Source organism: Amycolatopsis sp. NPDC003861, assembly GCF_053605405.1.
Map to the genome: position 1 here is coordinate 1 of NZ_JBSGJD010000029.1, position 23,637 is coordinate 23,637.

24 protein-coding genes are annotated in these 23,637 nt (G+C 71.3%); 9 read left to right on the forward strand and 15 right to left on the reverse strand.

The features are described 5' to 3' along the window. Positions 1-63: 63 nt before the first annotated feature. The 4 genes from ACWEVN_RS10515 to ACWEVN_RS10530 form a co-directional block, all read right to left on the reverse strand. The gene (locus ACWEVN_RS10515) at positions 64-993 is read right to left on the reverse strand and encodes an FkbM family methyltransferase (protein WP_452051045.1); all 930 of its coding nucleotides are present in this window, start codon (positions 991-993) and stop codon (positions 64-66) included. Positions 994-1,190: 197 nt separating this feature from the next. Further along, entirely contained in the window at positions 1,191-1,859 is a 669-nt protein-coding gene (locus ACWEVN_RS10520; protein WP_452051046.1) for a response regulator, read from the reverse strand. Next, the gene (locus ACWEVN_RS10525) at positions 1,856-2,962 is read right to left on the reverse strand and encodes a sensor histidine kinase (protein WP_449687177.1); all 1,107 of its coding nucleotides are present in this window, start codon (positions 2,960-2,962) and stop codon (positions 1,856-1,858) included. Before ACWEVN_RS10525 ends, ACWEVN_RS10520 begins: the two co-directional genes overlap by 4 nt. A 66-nt stretch (positions 2,963-3,028) precedes the next feature. Further along, complete coding sequence (locus tag ACWEVN_RS10530) at positions 3,029-3,862, reverse strand: helix-turn-helix transcriptional regulator (RefSeq protein ID WP_452051047.1); 834 nt, start codon at positions 3,860-3,862, stop codon at positions 3,029-3,031. A 102-nt stretch (positions 3,863-3,964) separates the two neighbouring features. Between ACWEVN_RS10530 and ACWEVN_RS10535 the strand changes: the two genes are divergently transcribed. Genes ACWEVN_RS10535 through ACWEVN_RS10545 form a run of 3 tightly spaced genes read left to right on the forward strand, consistent with a single transcriptional unit; the run spans position 3,965 to position 6,840 of the window. Continuing rightward, entirely contained in the window at positions 3,965-5,389 is a 1,425-nt protein-coding gene (locus ACWEVN_RS10535; protein WP_449687179.1) for an MFS transporter, read from the forward strand. A 52-nt stretch (positions 5,390-5,441) separates the two neighbouring features. Beyond that, complete coding sequence (locus ACWEVN_RS10540; protein WP_449687180.1) at positions 5,442-5,966, forward strand: RNA polymerase sigma factor; 525 nt, start codon at positions 5,442-5,444, stop codon at positions 5,964-5,966. Continuing rightward, positions 5,959-6,840: a VOC family protein gene (locus ACWEVN_RS10545; RefSeq protein WP_452051048.1), complete on the forward strand. Its 882-nt coding sequence runs from the start codon at positions 5,959-5,961 to the stop codon at positions 6,838-6,840. The genes ACWEVN_RS10540 and ACWEVN_RS10545 overlap by 8 nt, the downstream gene beginning before the upstream one ends. Here the strand turns inward: ACWEVN_RS10545 and ACWEVN_RS10550 are convergent, their stop codons facing one another. The 4 genes from ACWEVN_RS10550 to ACWEVN_RS10565 all read right to left on the reverse strand — a co-directional run bounded on the left by ACWEVN_RS10550 (position 6,841) and on the right by ACWEVN_RS10565 (position 12,266). Next, complete coding sequence (locus ACWEVN_RS10550) at positions 6,841-8,595, reverse strand: hypothetical protein (protein WP_452051049.1); 1,755 nt, start codon at positions 8,593-8,595, stop codon at positions 6,841-6,843. A gap of 55 nt (positions 8,596-8,650) precedes the next feature. Next, positions 8,651-10,417: a gamma-glutamyltransferase family protein gene (locus ACWEVN_RS10555; RefSeq protein ID WP_452051050.1), complete on the reverse strand. Its 1,767-nt coding sequence runs from the start codon at positions 10,415-10,417 to the stop codon at positions 8,651-8,653. Positions 10,418-10,444: 27 nt separating this feature from the next. Continuing rightward, the gene (locus ACWEVN_RS10560; RefSeq protein WP_449687184.1) at positions 10,445-10,837 is read right to left on the reverse strand and encodes a VOC family protein; all 393 of its coding nucleotides are present in this window, start codon (positions 10,835-10,837) and stop codon (positions 10,445-10,447) included. A 124-nt stretch (positions 10,838-10,961) separates the two neighbouring features. Beyond that, positions 10,962-12,266, reverse strand: coding sequence for a UDP-glucose dehydrogenase family protein (locus ACWEVN_RS10565; RefSeq protein WP_452051051.1), 1,305 nt, complete (start codon positions 12,264-12,266; stop codon positions 10,962-10,964). Between the two features lie 142 nt (positions 12,267-12,408). On the opposite strand from ACWEVN_RS10565, the gene ACWEVN_RS10570 reads away from it, so the two are divergent. Beyond that, positions 12,409-13,167: an SDR family NAD(P)-dependent oxidoreductase gene (locus ACWEVN_RS10570; RefSeq protein WP_449687199.1), complete on the forward strand. Its 759-nt coding sequence runs from the start codon at positions 12,409-12,411 to the stop codon at positions 13,165-13,167. Between the two features lie 42 nt (positions 13,168-13,209). Here the strand turns inward: ACWEVN_RS10570 and ACWEVN_RS10575 are convergent, their stop codons facing one another. The 3 genes from ACWEVN_RS10575 to ACWEVN_RS10585 form a co-directional block, all read right to left on the reverse strand. Continuing rightward, positions 13,210-13,863 (reverse strand): class I SAM-dependent methyltransferase, encoded by a 654-nt coding sequence (locus ACWEVN_RS10575; RefSeq protein WP_452051052.1) that lies wholly within the window; start codon positions 13,861-13,863, stop codon positions 13,210-13,212. Between the two features lie 6 nt (positions 13,864-13,869). After that, complete coding sequence (locus tag ACWEVN_RS10580; RefSeq protein WP_449687187.1) at positions 13,870-14,499, reverse strand: helix-turn-helix transcriptional regulator; 630 nt, start codon at positions 14,497-14,499, stop codon at positions 13,870-13,872. Between the two features lie 82 nt (positions 14,500-14,581). Then, on the reverse strand, positions 14,582-16,222 hold the full coding sequence (locus ACWEVN_RS10585; protein ID WP_452051053.1) for a TM0106 family RecB-like putative nuclease: 1,641 nt from the start codon (positions 16,220-16,222) through the stop codon (positions 14,582-14,584). A gap of 90 nt (positions 16,223-16,312) precedes the next feature. On the opposite strand from ACWEVN_RS10585, the gene ACWEVN_RS10590 reads away from it, so the two are divergent. Next, positions 16,313-16,774: a DUF6474 family protein gene (locus tag ACWEVN_RS10590; RefSeq protein ID WP_452051054.1), complete on the forward strand. Its 462-nt coding sequence runs from the start codon at positions 16,313-16,315 to the stop codon at positions 16,772-16,774. Positions 16,775-16,846: 72 nt separating this feature from the next. On the opposite strand, the gene ACWEVN_RS10595 is transcribed toward ACWEVN_RS10590, so the two are convergent. The 4 genes from ACWEVN_RS10595 to ACWEVN_RS10610 are packed head-to-tail and all read right to left on the reverse strand — an operon-like array spanning position 16,847 to position 20,388. Continuing rightward, positions 16,847-17,806, reverse strand: coding sequence for a glycine betaine ABC transporter substrate-binding protein (locus ACWEVN_RS10595; protein ID WP_310968261.1), 960 nt, complete (start codon positions 17,804-17,806; stop codon positions 16,847-16,849). Then, positions 17,803-18,585 carry an ABC transporter permease gene (locus ACWEVN_RS10600; protein WP_452051055.1) on the reverse strand — a complete coding sequence of 261 codons (783 nt, stop codon included), beginning with the start codon at positions 18,583-18,585 and terminating at the stop codon, positions 17,803-17,805. Before ACWEVN_RS10600 ends, ACWEVN_RS10595 begins: the two co-directional genes overlap by 4 nt. Next, positions 18,582-19,748: an ABC transporter ATP-binding protein gene (locus ACWEVN_RS10605; protein WP_449687191.1), complete on the reverse strand. Its 1,167-nt coding sequence runs from the start codon at positions 19,746-19,748 to the stop codon at positions 18,582-18,584. Before ACWEVN_RS10605 ends, ACWEVN_RS10600 begins: the two co-directional genes overlap by 4 nt. Next, positions 19,741-20,388, reverse strand: coding sequence for an ABC transporter permease (locus ACWEVN_RS10610; protein WP_003068987.1), 648 nt, complete (start codon positions 20,386-20,388; stop codon positions 19,741-19,743). The genes ACWEVN_RS10605 and ACWEVN_RS10610 overlap by 8 nt, the downstream gene beginning before the upstream one ends. Positions 20,389-20,679: 291 nt before the next feature. Here ACWEVN_RS10610 and ACWEVN_RS10615 point away from each other — a divergent pair, with 291 nt between their 5' ends. The 4 genes from ACWEVN_RS10615 (at position 20,680) to ACWEVN_RS10630 (ending at position 23,587) form a co-directional block, all read left to right on the forward strand. Further along, positions 20,680-21,174 carry a hypothetical protein gene (locus tag ACWEVN_RS10615; protein WP_449687200.1) on the forward strand — a complete coding sequence of 165 codons (495 nt, stop codon included), beginning with the start codon at positions 20,680-20,682 and terminating at the stop codon, positions 21,172-21,174. Between the two features lie 77 nt (positions 21,175-21,251). Continuing rightward, on the forward strand, positions 21,252-22,007 hold the full coding sequence (locus ACWEVN_RS10620) for a YcnI family copper-binding membrane protein (RefSeq protein ID WP_452051056.1): 756 nt from the start codon (positions 21,252-21,254) through the stop codon (positions 22,005-22,007). Then, positions 22,008-22,559, forward strand: coding sequence for a copper resistance CopC family protein (locus ACWEVN_RS10625; protein WP_449687193.1), 552 nt, complete (start codon positions 22,008-22,010; stop codon positions 22,557-22,559). It abuts the gene before it with no gap. Beyond that, entirely contained in the window at positions 22,559-23,587 is a 1,029-nt protein-coding gene (locus tag ACWEVN_RS10630) for a copper resistance D family protein (RefSeq protein ID WP_449687194.1), read from the forward strand. The genes ACWEVN_RS10625 and ACWEVN_RS10630 overlap by 1 nt, the downstream gene beginning before the upstream one ends. Positions 23,588-23,637 lie beyond the last annotated feature (50 nt).

Genomic DNA, 23,637 nt, shown 5'->3' on the forward strand with positions numbered 1-23,637 from the left:
TGACGCACCGAACGCCACATTGGGTGCGTCACATGCACCGAACGCCACATTGGGGCGCTTGGGTCAGGGGAGGCGGCGGGTGAGGTGGGCTTCGAGCTCGGCCACGCGGTGTTCGAGGGCCGCGGCCCGGCGGCGGGTCTCCTCGGCGGTGCGGGCGGCCTGGGCCAGCTCGCGGCGGGCCTCGTCCAGCTCCAGCCCGAGGTCGGTGCGGGCGCGCTGGGCCTCGGCCACCGTCTCCTCGAGCCGCCGGATGTAGCCGACCTCGGCGGGGCGGCCCGCCTGGGCCGCGGCGAACTCTTCGCGCAGGCGGACGTGCTCGTGCGGCTCGTAGTCGTCGAACACGTTGGCCGGCGCGGCCAGCGCGGCCAGGGCGTCGGCGTCGCCGGACTGGGCGTAGAAGCGGTTGAGGCCGTCGAACAGCGCGCAGCGGTACCCCGCGTCGAGGAGCATCGGCTCCCACTGCTCGTGGGTGGGCTTCGGCGAGCCGGGTTCGGTCGCCTCGACGACGAGCACGCGCGGCCGGTGCCGGGTCCAGTCCGCGCCCTCGATGACCGCGCGCTCGGCGCCTTCGACGTCGATCTTCAGGAAGTCGACCGGGCCGGGGTGGGCGTCGAGGAGCGCGGCGAGCGTGGTCAGCTCCACCTCGACCGCACCCACCTCCCAGCGGCGGTCGTCGCGGTAGTGGACGGCGAGGTCGTCGTCGAGGGTCGACCAGCCCCATTCGTCCTCGACGACGTGCAGCTTCGCCACGCCGGGTGCGGCCCCGACCGCGACCTGCAGCGTGCGGTCCTCCGGGCGGGCGCTGCGCAGTTCGCGGGCCTTCGCCGGGATCGGCTCGACGTTGATGCCCCGCCAGCCGAGGTCGTAGAAGTGCTTGGTGACCGACGCGACCACGGGATCCCCGGCGCCGAGGTCGACGTAGCGCCCGGTGGCCTGCCCCGCGAAGACGCGGGCGAGCACGACGTCCTCCGCGTTCTGCGCGTACGAAATCACCCGCCGAGGATAGCCGGGGAGCCCGCCGCGCTTAGCCCGAAGGTGTGACTTCCGCCGTGTCGGTGAACGCCGTCCCCCTCTCGGACGCCCACTGAGCAGAGCATCGGCCGGGAGAGGAGGCGCCGTGATCTGGATCTGCCTGGTCGGCGTTCTCGCCGTGGTGTTCCTGGTGCGCGCGGTCCGCGTGGTGCGCCGGGTCAGGCGGGGCGACGCGGTGTGACGAGCCCGGACTCGTAGGCCAGCACCACCAGCTGGGCGCGGTCGCGCGCGCCGATCTTCGTCATGATGCGGCTGACGTGGGTGCGCGCCGTCGCCGTCGAAATCACCAGGTGGGCAGCGATTTCGTCGTTCGACATCCCGCCCGCGACCAGGCCGAGCACCTCGCGCTCGCGGTCGGTGATCTCGCGGACGGCGCTGGTGTCGATGCGCCGGTGCTCCGGGCGCCCGACGAATTCCTGGATCAGCCGGCGGGTGACGGTCGGCGCCAGCAGCGCTTCGCCGCTCGCGACGACCCGCAACGCCCGCAGCAGCTCGACCGGCTCGATGTCCTTCAGCAGGAACCCGCTGGCGCCCGCGCGCAGGGCTTCGTAGACGTACTCGTCGACGTCGAAAGTGGTCAGGACCAGCACTTTCGTCCCGGCGAGGTCCGGGTGAGCGGTGATCCGGCGGGTTGCTTCGAGGCCGTCGACGCCGGGCATCCGGACGTCCATCACGACGATGTCCGGCCGGTGCTCGACCGCGCCGGCCACGGCCTGCTCGCCGTCACCCGCCTCGCCGACGACCTCGAAGCCGTCCTCGGTCTCCAGCAGCACGCGGAACCCGGCGCGGACCAGGACCTGGTCGTCGGCCAGCAGGACGCGGATCATGCTTCCCCCTCGATCGGTAGCTCGACGCACACTTCGAACCCGCCGTCGACCGGCCCGGCGGTGCACCGGCCGCCGAGGGCCGCGGCGCGTTCGCACATGCCCCGGAGGCCGTGGCCCGGGGCCGGGTGGGCGGTGCCGCGGCCGTCGTCGCGGACCCGCAGCGTGAAGGTCCCCGGTCGCCGCTCGAACCGGACGTCGACGCGGTTCGGCCGGTCGGCGTGCCGGACGACGTTGGTCAGCGACTCCTGCAGGATCCGGTAGGCGGCCGCGTCGACGGGTGCCGGGAGGTCGCCGGGTGCGCCGTGGACGTCGACCGCGAGCCCGGCGTCGCGGGCGTGGTCCAGCAGCTCGGCGGCCTGGGCGAGGCTCGGCGCGGGTGCCTTGTCCTCGCCGGAGCGCAGGACGGCCAGGGTCGCGCGCAGGTCGTTCAGCGCGGACGCGCTGGCCGCTTTGATGTTGAGCAGCGCCTCCTTCGCCTGCTCGGGCCGCCGGTCGGCGACGTGCGCGGCGACGCCCGCCTGGACGTTGATCATCGCGAGGCTGTGCGCGACGACGTCGTGGACCTCGCGGGCGATCCGCAGCCGCTCCTGCTCGGCGAGCCGGTGCCGGTGCTCGTCAGCCTGCTCGCGGCGGGCGGCGAGCGCGTCGAGCTGGTACCGGACAGCCGTCCCGACCCCGATGACGGCGATCAGCCAGACGAAGACGAACGCGACTCCGGCTTCCACCGCGAAAGACCTGGTCAGGACGATGTGCACGACGTAGGCGGCGGCGAGCGCCGAGGCGCCGGTGATGCCCGCGGTGAGCGGTCCCCGCTGCCGGGTCAGCACGAACAACGCGACGGTCGGTACCAGGATGACCGGCCCGCCGGGCAGGCCGGAGGCGTAGTAGCCGAACGCGGACGCGGCCGTGACCAGGAAGAGCGTCAGCGGGAAGCGGTGGACGAGCAGCAGCGTGAGGACGGTCGCGGCGAGCCACGCGAGACCGATCGGCGTCAGCGGCGACGCCCCGGGCTGCCACCGCGACGACGCACTGGTCGCCCCGATCACGAAGACCCCGACGACGACGGTGCGCGCCAGGCGTCCTGCCCACGGAGGCCTTCTCATGCCGCGAAACTACCGGTCACGGCCGGTCCGCGCGTCCGTCCCGGAGCGCACGGCAGGCGTACGTCGTCAGTCGAAGACGAGCGGGAGCTTCGCCGCGGTCTCCTCGTCGGCCGGGGTGTAGGTCGACATGGTGATCTCGGAGCGGCGGCCGTAGTAGAGGTAGGTGAAGTTGAACTGCAGCAGCCCGACGTCCGGGTGCAGGTACCGCTTGGTGCGGATCGGCTCCGAGTTGACGTCGTGGTGCGGCCACAGCTCGGCGAACAGCGGCGACTCGGCCTTGAGCCGCTTGACCAGCTGCTTCCACGCCGGCTCGGCGACGTGGTCGGCCATCGCCGCGCGGAAGGACGCGATCACGCGCGGGATGTTCGTCTCCCAGTCGAGCATCCGCCGGCGCCACTCGGGGTTGAGCAGGCACTGGACCAGGGTGTTCCGGTCCGCGAACGGGATGTCGTCGACGTCGCCCATCAGCCAGGTGTAGCCGCAGTTGTAGCCCAGCAGGTCGCAGCGGGCGTTGCGGATCGCGACCGGGTACGGCTCCAGCTTCTTCAGCATGAGCTCCATCGCCGGCGTGATGACCTGGCAATCCTTCTCCCCCGCCGGCTCGGGGACCCCGGCCAGGCGGAAGAGGTGGACGTGCTCGTGCGGGTCGAGCCGCAGGGTGCGGGCGATCGCCTGCAGGACCTGCTCGGACGCGTTGATGTCGCGGCCCTGCTCGAGCCACGTGTACCAGGTGACCCCGACGCCCGCGAGCTGCGCGACCTCTTCGCGGCGCAGCCCCGGCGTCCGGCGGCGGCCCACGATCGGCAGGCCGACCTGCTCGGGCGTGATCCGCTCACGCCGGCTGCGGAGGAACCGCGCGAGCTCTTGGCGGCGCAGGCCGGATTCGACGGCGGTGGTCATGGTGCCAGGATGGCACGCTCCGGAACCTGGTACCAGGTAGTGGTCAGTACCCGGATAAACAGCAACTGGTACCAGTTTCCCAACGGGTTGATCGTAGTACCCATGACCACGACCGAACTTGCGCCGACTACCACCGGCGCCCCCGCCCGGCCGGGACTGACCCCCGCCGGCCTGGTCACGGTGCTGCTGGGGGCGGCACTGCCGATCATCGACTTCTTCATCGTCAACGTCGCGCTGCCGACGATCGATGCCGACCTCCACGCGTCCACCGCCACCCTGGAACTGGTGGTCGCGGCCTACGGCATCGCGTACGCGGTGCTGCTGGTGGTCGGCGGCCGCCTCGGCGACTCGTTCGGCAGGCGGCGGCTGTTCGTCGCCGGCCTCTGGCTGTTCACGCTGACGTCCCTGGCCTGCGGCATCGCCCCGACGGCCGGCACGCTGGTGGTGGCCCGCGCCGCGCAGGGGGCGGCGTCGGCCCTGCTGCTGCCGCAGGTGCTCTCGATCATCCAGGCGACGACGTCCGGCGAGAAGCGGTCGCGCGCGCTCGGCCTGTTCGGCGCGACCGGCGGCATCTCGACGGTGGTCGGTCAGCTCCTCGGCGGCGGCCTGGTGGCGGCCGACCTGTGGGGCACCGGCTGGCGGCCGATCTTCCTGGTGAACGTCCCGATCGGGCTGGTCGTGCTGGTGATGGCCCGCAAGCTGCCGGAGAGCCGCGCGCACAACCCGCTGGGCGTCGACCGCCTCGGCACCGCGCTGCTGGCCGTGACGCTGCTGTCGCTACTGGTCCCGCTGATGGAGGGCCGCGCGCTGGGCTGGCCGGTGTGGACGATCGCGCTGCTGGCGGTGTTCCCGTTCGCGGCGGCGGCGTTCGTGCTCGTCGAGCGGCGGTTGGAGCGTCTGGGCGGCACGCCGCTGCTGCCGCCTTCGGTGATGCGGCTCCCGAGCGTGCGCCGCGGGCTGATGGTGGCCGTGCCGTTCTTCGGCGCCTTCGGCTCGTTCATGTTCGTGTTCGCGATGACGCTGCAGGAGGGCCTGCACTTCGGCCCGCTGGGCGCGGGTGGCGCGCTGACCCCGCTGGCCGTCGCCTACTTCACGGTGTCGATGCTGAGCAGCCGCCTGGTGGCCCGCTACGGCCAGAAGGTCGTCCCGGTCGGCGGCGCGATCACGGCGCTGGGCATGGTGGCGCTGCTGTGCACGACGCTGTCGGCGTGGCCGCACGTGACGATCCTCGACCTGGCGCCGTCGATGGTGGCGATCGGCGTGGGGAACGCCCTGGCGATGACGACGTTGTTCCGGATCGTGCTGTCCCACGTGCCGACCGACCTGGCCGGCGTCGGCAGTGGCGTGATGACGACGAACCAGCAAACGTCGCTGGCCCTGGGCGTGGCGACGCTGGGGAGTCTGTACGCGGCACTGTCGGGCTCGCTGGGCAGCCGGGACGCGTTCGCGCTGGTGATCGGCGTGGTGGCGGTGCTGGCGGCGATCGTCGCGCTCACCGGGCGGCGGCTGCCGGACCCGCGGGCGTAGAAATCTCCGATTCACCCGTCGGAAAGTCCGGGCGCCGGACGACTATGGAGGTGTGACGGAACCGCGGGTACGACCGGACCCGGCCTTCGCGCTGCTCGGGCTGTACGAGACGGCCCTGCCGGAGGTCTACGGGTACCTGCTGTCCCGGTGCGGCGACCGCACGCTCGCCGAGGAGCTGACGTCCGAGACGTTCCTCGGGGCGGTCGCCGCCTGTCGCAAGGAGTACGCACCTCCAGTGAGCACCGGGTGGCTGATCGGCGTCGCCCGGCACAAGCTCGCCGACCACTGGCGGCGCAAAGAACGCGAGGAACGCGGCCTGCGGCTCGTGCACGACAGCGAGCCGGACGTCGAGGACCCGTGGGACGAGCAGCTCGACGCCCTGCGCGCGAGACAGGTGCTCGAAGCCCTCGGGCCACACCACCGGGCCGCGCTGACCCTGCGGTACGTCGACGGCCTCGGCGTCCCCGAGGTCGCCGGCCACCTGGGGCGCAGCGTGCACGCCACCGAGGCGTTGCTCGTCCGGGCCCGGGCCGCGTTCCGGCGCGCTTACGAGGAGAAGGAGGGTCGCGGTGCCTGAGCCTTTCGACGCGCTTCGCCGTCCCTCCGAGCGGGTCGCGCCCGACCCGGACTTCGCCGCCGAACTGCGCGACCAGCTGCGTCGCGCCCTCTTGAACGGAGCCGATATGACCACCACTTCGGAAGCGCCGGCCCACCACGCCGAGCTGCGCTCGCTGACCCCGTACCTGGCCGTGTCCGACGCCCGCGCGGCGCTCGACTTCTACGTCGAGGTGTTCGGCGCGGTCCGGCGCGGCGACCCGATCCTGATGGACGACGGCCGCGTCGGGCACGCGGAGCTGGCCATCGGCGACGCGGTGCTGATGCTCGCCGAGGAGTACCCGGAGATCGGGCACGTGGCCCCGCGCGAGGGCGGTGCGTCGGTGCGGGTGGAGGTCCCGGACGTCGACGCTTCGGTGGCCCGCGCGCTGGAGCTGGGCGCGACGCTGATCCGCGCGGTGAGCGACTCGCCGTACGGCCGCGGCGGCTCGTTCCGCGACCCGTTCGGCCAGCGCTGGCTGGTCTCGCAGGCGGCGACCCCGGCCGCGGGCCCTCGGCCGGCTCGCCACGGCGAAGCCATGTACTTCACGTTCCAGGTCCCGGAGGCCGAGCCGGCGAAGTCGTTCTACGGCGCGGTGCTGGGCTGGCAGTTCACGCCCGGCTCGGTGTCCGACGCCTGGGGGTTCGCCGGGCCCGGCCTCGAAGGCGGGCTGTGGGCCGGGGACCGGCAGGTCGGCTGGAAGCTGATGTACGCCGTCGACGACCTGGAATCGGCGCTGGCGCGCGTTCGCGAGCAGGGCGGCCGGGCGGGTGAGGTCGAGAACCACCCGTACGGCAACACCGCGGACTGCACCGACAACCAGGGCATCGAGTTCTGGCTCTGGCAGCAGCCGTGATCACTCCAGGGTGAACACGACGACGTCGTTCGACTCGACCTTGGTCAGCGGCAGGCCGGCGGTCGGCCGCTGGAGGATGCCGACGGCGCCTTCCATCGACTTCACGACGACGATCTTGCGGATGCCGTAGCGCTTGAAGACGTCGATGCTGTGCTTGTCGGGGAAGGTGGCCGACGAGTCCTGCATGTCGTGGAACTGCGGCCCGTAGTTGCTGGCCGTGCCGTTGGCCGTGGTCGGGAAGCCCTCGGTGGACCAGAGTTGGTACTTGAAGTTGCTCCACAGGTCCATCGGCAGCAGCGCGATCGGTTCCTTCGTGGTCGTGAACACCTGCTTCACGTCCGGCGGGATCCCGGGGTTTTCGACCTGCTGCCAGCGCGGGATGCCTTCGACGAGCGCGAAGAACGCCGGGAACATCATGTAGAACGCGATGACCTGCCGCGCCATCCGGGTGTTCTCGTCGATCAGCCGGTAGAGCCGGGTGACCAGGCCGGCCGCGAGAACGGCCAGGCCGAGGGTGACCCACATGATCATCCGGCCCGGCGTGCGCATGGCGTCCCAGCCGGGCAGGAAGTTCCAGAACAGCCAGTAGAGGCCGCCGCCGAAGACGGTGGTGCCGAGCGAGAGGAGGACGTTGAAGGCCACGAAGACGCCCAGGAAGACCCGGACCTTCCACGTCCAGGCGCTGAGGAACAGGCCGGCGACCCCGAGCACGGCGACGACCAGCCCCGGGAAGAGCAGCATCTCGCCGGCGCCGTCCGGCGGGAGCGTGCTTTGGTCGTTGAAGAACGTCTCGAGCCACACCCACGTCTCGTACGGCGCGGTCCACAGGCCGTTGACGGGCGGCGAGAAGACTTCGACTTCGTGCCAGGTGCGCGTGAAGCCGTACTCCGCGCGCACGCGCAGGAACGGGACGACCAGCCACCAGACGATGCCGAGGAAGGCGACCACGCCGACGACGTTCGCGATGATCATCCGGCGGCCCTGGCGCCAGGCGTAGAGCGCGATCGCGATCCCGACCAGGGCCATCAGGTAGACGAAGGGCAACCCGATCGCCCACCCGATGCTGACCTGCCACGCGGCGATCAGCCACCCGGCGACGACCCAGCGCGGCTTGGTCTCGCCGCGCTCGCCGCGGAAGGTGAAGCCGTGGCCCTTGGCCAGCGCCCACAGGGCCAGCGCGATCCCGCCGGTGGAGAGGACGTTGAGGTGCGCGATGTGGCTGAGCCGCCACGGCGCCCACGCCCACACGACCCCGGCGAGCAGCGCGCCCTGCCAGTTGCTGCCGAGCTGCTTGGCCAGCAGGTACGCGCCGGCGAAGGCGAGCGCGAAGCAGAAGACGAACAGGACGTTGTAGAGGAAGACGTTGTCGTACTGGCCGTTGCCCGCGAAGACGCTGAAGGGGACGTAGCCGAGCAGGGTTTCGCCGAACGCGTAGTTGTCGGTTGCCGGGTAGAACTGGTTCGACGTCCAGAAGTCGCCGCCGTGGGTCAGCCAGTGGTGCTGCCAGCCGAGCTCCCACACCCAAAGCAGCGGATCGCCGAGCCCACCGGTGAGCAACGACTTCGGGTGCGTGACGATCCGGTGGTTGAAGACCATCGAAATCGCCAGGCCGACGTAGAAGGCGATGAGGCCTTCGCTGATCAGCAGCCGGCCGAGCCAGAGCGCGGCCTTCCGTGGCTCGAACCGGCGGCCGGACGCCCGCGGCGCCTCCTCGGCAGGCGGCGAAACGGTTTCCTCGGCCGTGGCTCCTTCCACGTCCAGCCCCCTTAGCTGTTGGTTTGGGGGCAGCCTACCTGCGCTGCTCCGGGCCCTAACGGCCCGCCGCGTAGCCCTGCATGCCGCGGGCGTTGGCCGCCGCCCGCAGGACGCCGTCCGTGCGCGAGACCGCCGAGAGGCGGCCCAGTGCCCAGTCGCCCGCGTCGACGATCCGGTGGCCCCGGGCGCGGAGGGCGTCCAAAGTGGACGCACCCAGCCGCGACTCCACCACGAGCTCGCGCGGGTTCCACGAGCGCGGGTAGAACGAGCTGGGGAACGCCGTCGTGTGCCAGGCCGGCGAGTCGATCGACTCCTGGAGGTTCAGGCCGCCGTAGACGTGGGCCAGCCAGAAGCACAGCTGCCACTGGTCCTGCTGGTCGCCGCCCGGGGTGCCGAAGGCCAGCGTGGGAACGCCCTCGCGCAGGGCCAGGGACGGCGACAGCGTGATGCGGGGGCGCTTGCGCGGGGCCAGGGAATTCGGCAGGCCCTGCTCCAGCCAGAACATCTGGCCGCGGGAATCCAGGCAGAAGCCCAGCGCCGGGATGGTCGGGCTCGACTGCAGCCAGCCGCCCGACGGGGTCAGGGAAACCAGGTTGCCCGCCGCGTCGACGACGTCGAGGTGGACCGTGTCGCCGCGGGTCTGGCCTTGGGGGCCGACCGTCGGCTCGCCCGTGGCGCCGCCGCCCGCTTCGATGCCCTGCAGGGAGTCCAGGATCGCCGGGAGCCGGGCCGGGCCGCGGGCGTCGCCCGGGCGCAGTTCGGGGGACGCGGTGTCGGTGATCAGGGCCCGCCGGGCGTCCGTGTAGGACGCCGAAAGCAGCACGTCCAAGGGCACGTCGGTGTCGCCGTACCAGGCCTCGCGGTCCGCGAAGGCCAGCTTCGCCGCCTCGGTCGCCAAGTGCACCGTGCGTTCCGTCGGGATTCCATCCACATAGGACAGTTCGTCGCGGAAGCCGTGCAGGAGCAGCACCTGTTGCAGCAGGGCCGGCCCCTGCGTCCAGCCGCCCATCTTGACCAGGCGCCGGTCGCCGACGTCCACGAACGCCGAGTCCTCGTACGTCGCCGACCACGACGCCAGGTCGTCGCCGGTCAGGAGGCCCGCGTGGTCGCGGCCGGAGTCGTCGCGGAACGCCTGGCGGCTGAACTCCTCGATCGCCTCCGCGACGAAGCCCTGCGACCAAGCCCGGCGTCCGGCGTCGATCTGGGCTTCGCGGCCCGAGACGGCCTCCGCCTCACGCAGCAGCCGCTCCCAGGTGTCGGCCAGCGCGGGATTGCGGTGCAGGCCGGACGCAGGCTTGCCGTCCGGCAGCCACAGCGCCGCCGACGTCGGCCAGTGCTCGGTGAACAGGCGGGAGACCGCGCTGATCGTGTCGCCGACCCGCGACACCAGCGGGACGCCGCCCCGCGCGTAGCCGATCGCGTACTTCAGCACCTCGCGCAGCGGCTTCGTTCCATAGTCGCGCAGGAGCAGGAGCCAGCCGTCCCACGCGCCCGGGACGGTCGCCGGGAGCAGGCCGCTGCCCGGGATCAGGTCCAGGCCCAGGGAGGCGAAGTGCTCGGGCGTGGCCCCCGCGGGCGACGGGCCTTGGCCGGCCAGCGCCCGCGGGGTCGGATCGTTCGCCGTCACGAAGAGGCCGGGCACCTGGCCGGCCGGGCCGCACAGGTGCGGCTCGGCGACCTGCAGGACGAAGCCGGCCGCGACCGCCGCGTCGAACGCGTTGCCGCCGTCCTCCAGCACCGCCATCCCGGTGGCCGAAGCCAGCCAGTGCGTCGATGCCACCATCCCGAAGGTGCCGGTCAGCTCCGGCCTCGTCGTGAACATGCCCCGATAGTACGCAACGCTAACGAATTACCAAGCCGCCGGACGCCGCCGCTCGGGCTCGTACGGCTGCGTGATGATTTCCATCCCGTTGCCGCCGGGATCGAGGAAATAGACGCCACGGCCGCCGTGGTTGTGGTTGATTTCGCCGACCTGCTTCATCTGCGGATCGGCGAAATAGGTCACGCCCGTTTCGACGAGCCGCGCGAAGACGGCGTCGAAGTCGTCTTCGGGGACCAGGAAGCAGTAGTGCTGCAGGCGGAGGTCCGCCTCGGGGACGCTCGCGAAGTCCAGCCGGACGCCGTTGCGCGTCTCGACGGGGATGAACGGACCCCACTCTTCCCCGACTTCGAGGCCGAGCAGGTTTGCCAGGAATTCGGCGGATTCCCGGTTGTTCCGGGACGGGACGATCAGATGGTTCAATTCAACGGAAACGGATACCGACACGGTTGAAATGCCTCCAGGGCACTCCCGCCACCTCCATGTCTCACCCAGCCGGTGACCGACACGCGATGCCGTGCCGATCACCCTAGCGGGCCGGGCGGAGTCAGGAAACCTTGATTCGCGCCGCCGCCCGCGGCCGCCCGACGCCCTGCCAGGACAGCCCGGCGTCCACGATCACCCGCGGGTCGAGCATGTTCCGCGTGTCGACGACGTCGATGCCCTCCATGAGGTCGGCCATCGCGGCCCAGTCGAGGTGCTTGAACTCGGCCCATTCGGTGAGCACGACGACGGCGTCCGCGTCCTTCGCGACCTGGTAGGCGTCGTCGACGACGGTCATCCCGGCGATCTCGCCGTCGACCGCCGGGTCGTAGGCGATCAGCTCGGCGCCCAGCGCGCACAGCACCGACGAGACGGCGAGCGCGGGCGAGTCGCGCAGGTCGTTGGTGCCTGCCTTGAACGCCAGGCCCAGCACGCCGATCCGGGCGCCGGCCAGCGTCCCGCCGACCGCGCCGGCGATCTTCGCGACGATCCGGTCGCGCTGGGCGAGGTTTTCGTCGATGGCCGAGGTCAGCATCGTGAAGTCGTAGTTGACCGACTCGGCCACCTTGACCAGCGCGCTGGTGTCCTTGGGCAGGCAGGAACCGCCCCAGCCGGGGCCGGGCTTGAGGAACGTCCGGCCGATCCGCCGGTCGTAGCCCATGCCCTCGGTGACGAGGTCGATGTCCGCGCCGAGCCGTTCGCACAGCTCGGCGATCGAGTTGACGTAGGACAGTTTCAGCGCGAGGTAGCAGTTCGCGGCGTACTTGACCAGCTCCGCGCTGGCGGCGTCGGCGACGACGACCGGCGCGTCGAGCTCGGCGTACAGCTCGCCGACCCAGCGTGCGGCGGCGAGGTCGTCCGAGCCGACGACGATCCGGTCCGGGCCGAGGAAGTCCGCGACCGCGGTGCCTTCGCGGAGGAATTCGGGGTTGGAGACGACCGGCACGTCGGTGCGGCCGACCAGCGCCTGGATCCGCTTCGACGTGCCGACCGGCACGGTCGACTTGGTGACCAGCGCGCAGCCGGCGGGCAGGACGTCGCCGATCTCGGCCGTCACCGCCTCGACCGCACGCAGGTCGGCGGAGCCGCCGGCACCCATCGGCGTCGGCACGCAGAGGAACACCGCCTGCGCGTGGCGGACCGCGTCCCGCGCGCCGACGACGAACTGGAGGCGCCCGGCCGCGACCCCGCGGTGCACGAGGTCGGCGAGCCCGGGTTCGAGGATGTCGACGCGGCCGGCGGCCAGCCGGGAGACCTTCGCGCGGTCGACGTCCACGCAGGTGACGAAATGCCCGAGACTGGCCAGGCAGGCCCCCGTGGTCAAGCCGACGTATCCGGTTCCTACCACCACGATGCGAGCTGGCGTCATGCTGCTGAAGGTGACAGCCGGACGTGACCACGACGCTAACGGAACCGGTCGTACCCGGAAGCGGTGAGCGAAGACACGAACCCCGGATGCGAACGAGCGTTAACCTGGGTCCGCGAACGTGAACACGAAGGGAACGGCACAGATGCAGATCAACGGCACCGCGGCGCTCGTCACCGGGGGCGCGTCCGGCCTCGGCGGGGCGACGGCGAAGGCCCTGGCGGCCCGGGGCGCGCGGGTGTTCGCGCTGGACCTGGCGTCGTCCATCGAGAAGGCCGAGCAGGTCGAGGGCATCACCTACGTCGAAGCGGACGTCACCGACGTCGAGCAGGTCGAGGCCGCCGTCGCGACCGCGGCCGGCTCCGGGGTGCCGCTGCGGACCGTGGTGAACTGCGCCGGCATCGGGCCGTCCGCGCGGATCCTGTCCAAGAAGGGCCGCCACGACCTCGCGCTGTACGCGAAGGTCATCCAGATCAACCTGATCGGCACGTTCAACGTGCTGACCATCGCGTCCGAGGCGATCGCGAAGACCGAGCCCCTCGAGGACGACGCCCGCGGCGTCATCATCAACACCGCGTCCATCGCCGCGTTCGACGGCCAGATCGGGCAGGTCGCCTACTCGTCGTCCAAGGGCGGCGTCGTCGGCATGACGCTCCCCGCGGCCCGCGACCTGGCCTCGCACGGCATCCGCGTGCTGACCATCGCGCCGGGCATCGTCGACACCCCGATGCTCGCCACGGTCAGCGACGAGTTCCGCGCGTCGCTCGCGGCCGGCGTCCCGTTCCCGAAGCGGCTCGCGCGGCCGGACGAGTACGCGCAGCTCGCGCTGTCGCTCATCGACCACGACTACCTGAACGGCGAGGTGGTCCGGATGGACGGCTCGCTGCGGATGGCCCCGCGCTGACCTGAACCGCCGGGGCACGCTCCCGTGCCCCGGCGGTCGGTTTCAGCGGGTCAGCCGGATCTCCAGGCCGATGCCGTCGGCGGTGACCGAGCAGCCGCCGAAGGCGCTTTCCGCGGCCAGCGCCTCGAACTGCTCGCGCGTGAACGCCCGGCGCCGCAGCCACGCCAGCGCCTGCCGGGTGGTGAAGCCGCTGATCGCGCCCAGGTTCATCCCGGCCACCTCGCGATCGATGTCGGCGCCGGTGGCCTCGTGGTTGAGGTCGTGGATCACCGCGTAGCCGCCCGGGCGCAGCACGCGGTGCATTTCGTTCAGCGCCGCCACCGGCTGGCGGAAGTTCTTGAACGCGGCCTGGCAGACCAGGTAGTCGAACGTCCCTGGTTCGAACGGCGCGTGCGTGATGTCGCCCTGCCGGAAGTCGACGTCGAGACCGGCGCCGTTCTCCCGGGCGATCTCGACCATGGTGTGGCTGATGTCGAGCCCGGTGACGCGGAAGCCGCGCTTGGCCAGCTCCACGGCGAAGAAGCCGGGGCCGGGCGCCACCTCCAGGACTTCGGCGCCTTCGGGCCAGCCCGCGGTGACCTCGGCCGCCTGCCGCCGGTACTGCACGAGCTGGGCTTCGGTGCCGCGGTTCTTGGCGTACCAGCGGGCCTGGAAGCCCTCCATCTCGGGCACCTTGTGCTTGCGGGTCGTTTCCATCGGTTCCTACCTCTCCACGAACTCCCCCAGGTCGTCCGGGAGTTCGCCGGTTTCGTGGTAGCGCCGCCAGGCATCGAGGCCGGGCAGGGCGCCGGTGGTCAGTTCTTCGAGGAAGCCGCGCACCCAGCGCGCCTCGGCTTCCGTCATCGCGAGGTCGTACTCGACCTCCACCAGGAACAACCGCGGCAGGAGCGGCCGCAGCTGTTCGAGCGCCGCGCGGTGCGCCTCCGCGCGTTCGCCGAGCTGCTCCAGCCGCTCCCGTAATCGGCTGATCGCCTGGTCCGGGCCGAGGACGCCGATCATCGACAGCCCGGCCTTGAACCGCGGCGGTTCCCGGTCGAGCGTGCCGACGAGCTCGCGGACCCAGTCCTCGAACTCCGCGCGCCCGGCCGGGGTGATCCGGTAGACGGTCCGCTCGGGGCGTCCGCCGTCCTTCACGCTCTCGACCGCCTCGACGAAGCCGTGTTTCTCGAGGTTGGCGACGACGGTGTAGAGCGAGCCCCACTTGATCGGCATGTCGGCGTCCTTGCCGCGCTGCTTGAGCACGGCCGCCATTTCGTACGGGTGCATGGGGCGTTCCTGCACGACGGAGAGGACGGCCAGCCCCAGGACGTTGGCGACCTTCCGCCGTTTCATCGCGACTCCTCGGCTACGAGTACTCGCAGACGAGTATGACCGAAGGCGCGCCAGTTGGCAAGTGTCTTAGTCGGCGAACTACTCAGAGATCGAACATGTACGGCACTTCGGCCTGCGCCCGGGCGTCGATCCACTCGCGCAGCGCGCGCGTCGCGAGGACGTCGTCCTCGTTGTAGCGCAGGAGCCGTTCGCGCTGGTCGTCGTCCGGTTTCTCGCCGTCCATGCCCACCGCGTCGCGGTACCAGCGCATCGACGCCTCGCCGCCCGCCTCCGGGTCGCGCCAGGAGAAGCCGGCCACCGGGGCGATCACCTTCAGGCCCTTGCCGTGGGAGCACAGGAACTGGTCGGTGACGCTGCGGAAGAGGTCCACCCACTGCTCGGAATCCACAAAGGACTGGATGTCCTTCTTCGACGGGACGCCGGGGTGGTCGCCGAAGCGCTCGACCGAGCCGAAAAGCCAGCGGTTCTCGGCGAGCGCGTTGTAGCAATAGGCGCGGAAAGTCAGGCCCGCCGCTTCGGTGCGCTCGCGGACGTCGGTGAGCCAGGCCCAGAACTCGGCGAAGGACCGGGCCTCGTCGTCGGTGGGCAGCGGGTCCCACGTCGCGAAGGCGCGGTACCCCGGCGTGACACCGATGTCGGCCCCCGTGAGCAGGCAGCCCCAGAGGTACGCGCCGGCGTCGCCGAAGCTCTCCATGTCGACGTCGACCTCGACGTCGGCGCGCGGCACCACGACCCGGTCGACGCGGCGCACCAGCGTGAGGTCGGCCAGCCAGGCCCGGGCGAGCACGACGGCGTCCGGGAAGGTGACGCCGGTCCAGTTCACCTCCGGCGGCTCGCCCGCCGGGTCGAGCGCGGCCAGCTTGTCCACAGTGGACACACCGGCCCGGCGCAGCTCGACGGCGTCCTCGCCGCGGACGACCAGGCTGACGTCCCGGGTTTCGGTGAGCACGACCTCGCACGTCGGCCACCACGGGCAGCGACGGCACTCCAGGACGCGCGAAGGCTCGGCGAGCGGCTCCTCGCCGTTCGCGGCGGCGGAGGCGATGGCGAGCCGGTCAGCGAACCGGGCTTGGTACTCGGTGAGCGCGTTGCGGCCGCCGGGCCAGGTGCCCGCGGTCAGGTCGTGCCAGACGACGACGTCGGCGTCGAGCCCGATGACCCCGCCGAGCGTGAGGCTCTCGTCGGCCTGCCCGAGCGTCTGCAGCATGCGGCGGATGTGCACGAGCCGGAGCTGGTCGCGCGGCTGCGACCGGACCTTGCGGCCTTCGTCGGCTTTCCGGTGCCCCGGGTCGAGATCGGTCAGCGCGGTGACGATCGCGCCGGCCCCGCGGTCGGTGATGCGGTGCCGCACGACGAGCACCGGGACGTACCCGCGGCCGCTGCGCACGAGCAGGTCGATGCCGCCCCGCCGGTGCCCGGCGGTGTCGACCGGCAGCAGCGCACCCCAGATGTAGCGGGCACCGTCGGCGAAGGCCTGCAGCGTCTGCTCGACGCGCTCGTGGGCGGGCAGGTCACGCCCGATCTTCACCCAGTGGTCGTCGTTGGCGGCCATCAACCGGGCGACGATGTCCTCGCGGTGGGCGGTGGCGTCGTCGATCCGCTGCTGCGCGGTGGGGTCGGGCGGGGAAAGCGGTACCTCGCGCATCGCGGGGTCGTGTTCGAGGTGCACGCGCCGACGGCAGCGGCTGACCGCGCCCGCGTCGAGTACCACCTCGGTGTTCATGGAGATCACTCTAGATTCCCACCGCCGAGCCGACATGCCCGCCACCCAGGCGACCAGTAAGTTCGACCTCGACACGTCGCAGGAGGTGCCATGGCGCGCAAGGCCAAGGTCGAGGGTGAAGCCAGGTTCACCCCTAAGAGGGCGAAGAACGCGGTCGCGGTGGCGAAGGTGCTCGGCCCGGCGGTGATTCCGGTGGTGGCACCGCTGGCGGTGCGCGCGGCGGGCGCGGCCCGGGAGGCGTACGACCGCTACCAGGCGCGCAAGCTGGGGGTCTCGGTCGACCGGCTGGGCGAGTACACCGGCCGGGGCGCGGCTCTGCACGCCCGGATCGCGGGGGTGGCCGAGGGCTGCCAGGACCTGCAGAAGTCGGAGAAGGCGTCGACGGCGGACCAGGATTTCGCGCGCGACGCGATGGGGACGTTGGAGCAGCTGTCGGCTTCGGTGCGGGCGGCGGAGCGCATGCCGGCGGCGCGGCGGAAGTCGGTCCACCGGGCGGTGGCCGGCGAGCTGGAGCGGCTCGAGGGGCAGTTGCTGAACCGGCTGGGGCTCTGACCGCACCGGCCGGCACCGCGGAAACTGTCGGTGCCGGCCGGTAGAGTCGAAAACGGGGGGCGCCCCCGCGGGCTACTGGATGAAGCCCTTCTTGACCATCCAGTCGTGGGCCACCTTGCCCGCGTCCTGGCCGTCGACATCCACCTGCTTGCAAAGCTCGACCATCTGCTCGTTGTCGATCGCCGCGCTGACCTTCTCCAGCGGGCCGCGCACCTCCGGGTGCTGGTTCAGCCACTCCGTGCGCAGCGTCGCCACCGCGTTGTACTGCGGGAACGCCTTCTTGTCGTCCTCCAGCACCCGCAGGTTCAGCCCCGAAATGCGGCCGTCCGTCGTGAAGACCTCGCCGACCGGGCAGGTGCCGCTCGCCACCGCCGAGTAGATCGTGCCGATGCCGAAGTTCTTCACCGTCGGGTTCTGGAAGCCGTACGCCTTGACCGCCGCCGGGAAGCCGTCCTGGCGGCTGGTGAACTCCGTCTCCAGGCAGAACACCGCCTGGTCCGGCTTCTGCTTGATGAACGCCGCCAGGTCCGACGTCGTCTTCAGGTTGTTGTCCGCGCCGTACTTCTCCGTCACCGCGAACGCGTACTGGTCGTTCAGCGGCGAATAGTTGAGCCAGGTGACGCCGAACTTCTCCGCGTCCGCCTTGGCGGTGGCCTCGTACTGGGCCTTCTCGCCGCCTGGCACCGGGAGCTCGTTGCCCTGGTAGTTGATCCAGCCCGTGCCCGTGTACTCCCACGTCACGTCCGTCTGCCCGGACAGCAGCGCCTGCCGCGACGAGTTCGACCCCTTGATGTCCGACAGGTCGACGACGTCCGCGCCCGCGGCCGTCAGGGCCATCTCGGCCATGTACGCCAGGATGATGTTCTCGGTGAAGTCCTTGGACCCCACCGTCACCTTCACGCCCTGCAGGGCCGGGATCGGCTGGATCGAGCCCGGTTTGATGTCGTACGGCACCGCCTGGTTGACCGTCAGCCCGCAGGAGGACAACGTCAGGCCCAGCAGCGCCACGACGGCCAGTCGCCGGAGTTTCATCGCAGCCCCTTCGGTCCGAAGTACTGTTCGGCGACCGCGCCCAGCCAGTCGACCAGCAGCGCCAGGGCCACGGCCAGCACCGAGCCGGTCACCAGGACCGAGGTCAGGTTGAGCTTGTAGCCGGTGTCGATCAGCAGCCCGAAGCCGCCGGCGTTGACGAACATGCCGAACGTCGCCGTGCCGACCGCCAGCACCAGGGACGTGCGCAGGCCGGCCAGGATGAGCGGGACGGCCAGCGGGAGCTCGACGCGCCAGAGGACCGCGCCCGCCGACATCCCGATGCCGCGGCCCGCGTCGATCAGGGCCGGGTCGACCTGCTGGATGCCGACCATCGTGTTCCGCAGCACCGGCAGCAGCGAATAGAACGCCAGCGGCAGCGCCGCCACCCAGATCCCGCCGGTCGCGCCGGTGACGATGAACCACAGCACCAGCACGCCCAGCGCGGGCGCGGCCTGGCCGATGTTCGCGAGGGCCAGGAAGATCGGCGCCAGGAAGCGCGCCCACGGCCGCGTCACGACCACCCCGAGCGGTACCGCCACGAGCACGACGATCGCCGTCACGACGAGCGTCATCAGCACGTGGTCCCACAACGCGGTGAGCAGGGTCGGCGCGTTGAGCGTCTCCCTCTCCGTCGCGTTCAGGCCGCTGGAGAACACCGCGACCAGGGTCACCGCGACGATCACCAGCACCACGATCGGCTGGGCGAGCAGCCGGACGCGCTCCGCGCGTTTCGAGCCGGAATCGGTGCTGTAGCCGGTGTCGACGGCGGCCGTCGTCATGCCGGCACCTCTTCGTCGTTCGTGTGCTCCTCGCGCAACTGCTGAATCGTCGCGATCACGGTGTCCAGCTGGATGGTGCCCGCGTACTCGCCGCGCGCGCCGGTGACCGGCACCGAGCCGCCCTCGGCGAGCATCGCCTCGAGCGCGTCCTGCAGCGTCGACTGCAGGCTGACGACGTCGCGCAGCGGCTTGCCCGCGGTGGCCAGCGAAGCCCCCGGGGTCAGCTCGCGGGTGTGCACCCAGCGCGTCGGACGGCGGCGCGCGTCCAGCACCAGCGCGAAGTGCTTGCGCTGGTCTTCGAGCTTCTTGCGGATCTCGACCGGGTCGTCGGACACCGTCGCCGTCAGCGCGTCCTGCTGGAGCTCGACGTCGCGGACGCGCAGCAACGTCAGCTGCTTCAGCGACGCACCCGCGCCCACGAAGCCCGCGACCGTGTCGTCCGCCGGGTTCGCCAGGATCGCTTCGGGCGTGTCGTACTGCAGGATCGTCGACTGGTTGCCGAGCACCGCGATCTTGTCGCCCAGCTTGACGGCCTCGTCGAAGTCGTGCGTGACGAACACGATCGTCTTCTTCAGCTCGCTCTGCAGGCGCAGCAGTTCGTCCTGCAGGTTGCCGCGGGTGATCGGGTCGACCGCGCCGAACGGCTCGTCCATCAGCAGCACCGGCGGGTCCGCGGCCAGCGCCCGCGCGACTCCGACGCGCTGCTGCTGGCCGCCGGAGAGCTGGCGCGGGAAGCGGTCGCGGAAGTCGGCCGGGTCCAGCCCGACCAGGTCCATCATCTCCTCGACCCGGTCGTTGACCTTCTTCTTGTCCCAGCCGAGCAGGCCCGGCACCACCGCGATGTTCTGCGCGACGGTGAAGTGCGGGAACAGCCCCGCCTGCTGGATGGCGTAGCCGATGCGCCGGCGCAGCGTGTCGACGTCGAGCTTCAGCGCGTCCTCGCCGCCGATGGTGATCTTGCCCGACGTCGGCTGGACCAGCCGGTTGATCATCCGCATGGTCGTGGTCTTGCCGCAGCCGGACGGGCCGACGAAGACGACGATCTTGCCCGCGGGCACGACCATCGAGAAGTCGTCGACCGCCGCCGAGCGGGTGCCGGGGTACCGCTTGGTCACGTGCTCCAGCTCGATCTCGACGCCGGAGACTTCCTCGTTCTCAGCCACGGACACCCCTTGAGACGGTGAAGCGCTTGATCAGGACGTAGACGCCGTCGAGGAGCAGGGCGAGGATGACCACCCCGACCGTGCCGGTGACGGCTTGGTTGAGGGAGTTCGTGCTCCCCGCGTTCGTGAGCCCGGAGAAGACCTCGGCACCGAAGCCGGGGCCCTTCGCGTAGGCGGCGATCACGGCGATGCCCATCAGCATCTGCGTGGCCACCCGCATGCCGGTGAGGATCGCCGGCCAGGCCAGCCGCAGCTCGACCCGGGTGAGCACGCCGAAGCGGCTCATCCCGATGCCGCGGGCGGCGTCGGTGACCGCCGGGTCGACGCCGTCGAGCCCGACGATGGTGTTCCGGACGATCGGCAGCAGGCCGTAGAGCACCAGCGCGATCACGGCGGTCGTCGGACCGAGCCCCGAGAGGGGGATCAGCAGGCCCAGGAGGGCGAACGACGGGACCGTCAGGATCGTGCTCGCCAGCGCCGTGGCCACCGCCGAGCCGATCGGGCTGCGGTACACCGCGACCCCGATCAGCACGCCGAGGACCGCGGCGATGATCGTGCACTGCACCACCATGCTGGTGTGCAGGTAGGCCTCCAGCCACAGCTTGCTCGCCCGGTCGGAGATGTAGTCGAAGAGGTTCATCCGTGTCCGCTCTCCCGCCCTTCGCGCCGGCTTCACCCGAACGGGCTAGTTCCTGACCGACGGCTCAGTACCCACGGCACGACCGGTCCAAACCCCGGTCTTCGGCCCACCGTGGCCTACCGGCCGGAGATCGGCAACAAATCGCCTGAACCAGCGCGCGATGCGGGACGTGAACTCGGTGTGTGCTCAGTTCCCGGGATCACCCGCTCACAGCGGAGCGGGTCCCCTAGGCTGCTCTTCATGAGCGATCCGGTACGGCGTCCCGCCGTGCTCGGAGCTACCCGCGGCACACTGCTCGCCGTGAGCACCGCGGCACTTTCCGTGACCGCACACCGGATCGCCGACGGCGGGCTGCCGGATCCGGCGATGACCCTCCTGCTCACCGGCCTGTTCGGCTGGACCGCGGCCGCGCTCGCCCGCAAGGCGCGCGGGCCGCTCGCCACGATCACCCTGCTCGGCGTCGCCCAGCTGGTGATGCACCTGCTGCTCACCACGCTCGCCGGCCACCACGACATGTACGCCATGCCGGGACCCACCGGGTTCGGCATGATCGCCGCGCACGCGATCGCGACCGTGCTCACCGCCCTGCTGCTCGCCCGCGCGGACACGATGCTCCTCACGGTGCTGGCCGTGCTGCGCGCGATCCTGCCGCGGCTGCTCACCCCGCTGCCGGTGCCGTCCGCGGCCCCCGCGCTCGTCCCGGCCCGCGTGACCGGCCCGGACCACCTCGTCGGCGTCGACCTGCGCCGGATCCGCGGGCGGCGTGGCCCGCCCGCCCACTCCTGAACCCCAGCTCGTCCCCGAAAACGGCCGGTCCCCGAACCGAGCCGTCCCCTTTTCTTGAGTTCATCAGGAGTGAACCCATGTCCCAGCACGTCTTCAAGCGCGCCGGTTTCCTCGCCGCCACCATCGGTGTCGCCGGTCTCCTCGGCGCCGGCGTCGCGTCCGCGCACGTCACGGCCAACGTCTACGGCCCGCAGCCCACGAAGGGCGGCTACGCGGCGATCGTCTTCCGCGTGCCGAGCGAGGAGAAGGACCCGATCACCACCACGAAGGTCGCCGTCGACTTCAAGGCGGACTACGGCATCGGCTCGGTCCGGACCAAGCCGGTCCCCGGCTGGACCGCTCAGGTGACGAAGTCGAAGCTGCCCACCCCGATCACCAAGGACAACGGGACGCAGATCACCGAAGCCGTCACCGCGGTCACCTGGACCGCGCAGCCGGGCAGCGAGCTCAAGGCCACCGACTACCAGGAGTTCGCGGTGAGCTTCGGGCCGCTGCCGAGCAACGTGGACCAGGTCGAGTTCCCGGCCCACCAGACCTACAGCGACGGCAAGGTCGTCGACTGGAACCAGCCGACCCCGGCGAACGGCGAGGAGCCGGAGCACCCGACGCCGGCCGTGAAGCTGGCCGCCAAGTCGGAAGGCGACGAGCACGGGATGGCCGCGAACACCGCGGCCACCACCGGGGAGCACACTGAAGCCGCGGCGGCATCCGACAACACGGCGCGCTGGCTCGGCGGGGCCGGCCTGCTCGTCGGCGCCATCGGCCTCGGCGTCGGGGCCGGCGCGACCATCCGGGCCCGCAAGGCCACGGCCAAGTCGGGAGGCAACAGCTAAATGCGCAGGGCCCTCCTCGCGCTGGCGTTGACCGGAGTGGCCGTGCTCGGCACGGCCACTCCGGCGCTGGCGCACAACGTGCTGATCTCTTCGGACCCGGCGAACGGCTCGTCCGTCGCCGCCGGGCCGGCGAAGATCAGCCTGACCTTCGACCAGTACGTGCAGGGCGCGGACGTCAACCAGATCGCGGTGACCGGACCCGGCGGCGGCCAGTGGGCCGAGGGGCCGATCACGGTGGTGAACAACGTCATCAGCGCGCCGCTGCGGCCGCTCGGCCCGGCCGGCAAGTACACCGTCGGCTACCGGGTGCTGTCCGCGGACGGCCACCCGGTGACCGGTGAGCTCAGCTTCACGCTGACGGCCGCGGGCACCGGCACACCGGCCACCGTCGACGCGGCGAGGTCGCCCGGCGGCTCCGCGTCGGCGTCCCCGCAGCAGTCGTCGTCCACCGGCGTGCCGATCTGGGTCTGGATCGCCGGCGCCGTCGTGCTGCTGGCGATCGGGCTGACCGTGGCGCTGCGCTCCGGCGGCAAGATCGAAGAGAAGAACTGATGACCCAGGCCGAGGCCACCACGAAGGTCCGCTACTCGACACTGCTCTGCGTCGTGACGGCGGGCCTGCTGGGCGCCCTCATCGGTGTCGCGCTGACCGCCACCACCCCGGTCCCCGGTGTGGTGCAGCCCGACGCGGTGGTCTCGGCCGGCATCCCGGTCGTCCGGGTCCTGCTCGACCTCGCCGCGGTCACCACGATCGGGCTGGCGCTGCTGTCCGTGCTCGTCGGCTACGACCGGCCGAAGCTGACCGAACCGGTCATGCGGCTGGCCCGCCCGGCCGGCGTCGCGGCCGCGCTCGTCTGGGCCACCACCGCGGTCGTCGCGCTGATCCTGCAGACCGCGGAGTACAAGCCGGGTTCGCCGACGCTCGCGCCGTCGGACATCGGGCAGTACATCGCCGACGTCGGCGCCGGGAAGGCGCTGGTCATCGTCGCCGCGCTCGCGCTCGTCCACGCCGGCATCGGCGCGCTGGCGCTGCGGTTCGGCGAGAAGGTGCCCGCCGAGGTCCGCGTCGGGCTCGGTCTGTTCGCACTGCTGCCGCTGCCGGTCACCGGGCACGCGTCGAACTGGAACTACCACGACTACACGATGATCTCGATGGAGCTGCACGTCATGAGCGCGGTCGCCTGGACCGGCGGCCTCGGCGCGATGACCGTGCTCCTGGTGGCGAACCGGACGCTGCTGGCGCACGCGCTGCCGCGGTTCTCCAAGCTCGCGACCCTCTGCCTGGTCATCTCCGCCGCCACCGGGCTGTTCAACGGCCTGATCGAGATCTCGCTCAACCCGACCATCGGCTTCTGGGCGGCCATCTTCACGACGCCGTACGGGCAGCTGCTCGTCCTGAAGCTCGTCTGCACCGGCGCCATCGCGCTGCTCGGCGCGAACGTCCGCTGGCGCCTGATGCCGCGGATCGTCCGGCACGACCGCACGGCGCTCGCCGCCTGGGCGACGCTCGAGCTGACCGTGATGGGTCTGGCGTTCGGGTTCGCCGTCGTGCTGACCCGCGCGCCGGTCGTCGCCTCCTGAACCGTCGTCGCAGGTAGGACCCGGTCCGAAGTCACGGCGAGTAGCTGCAA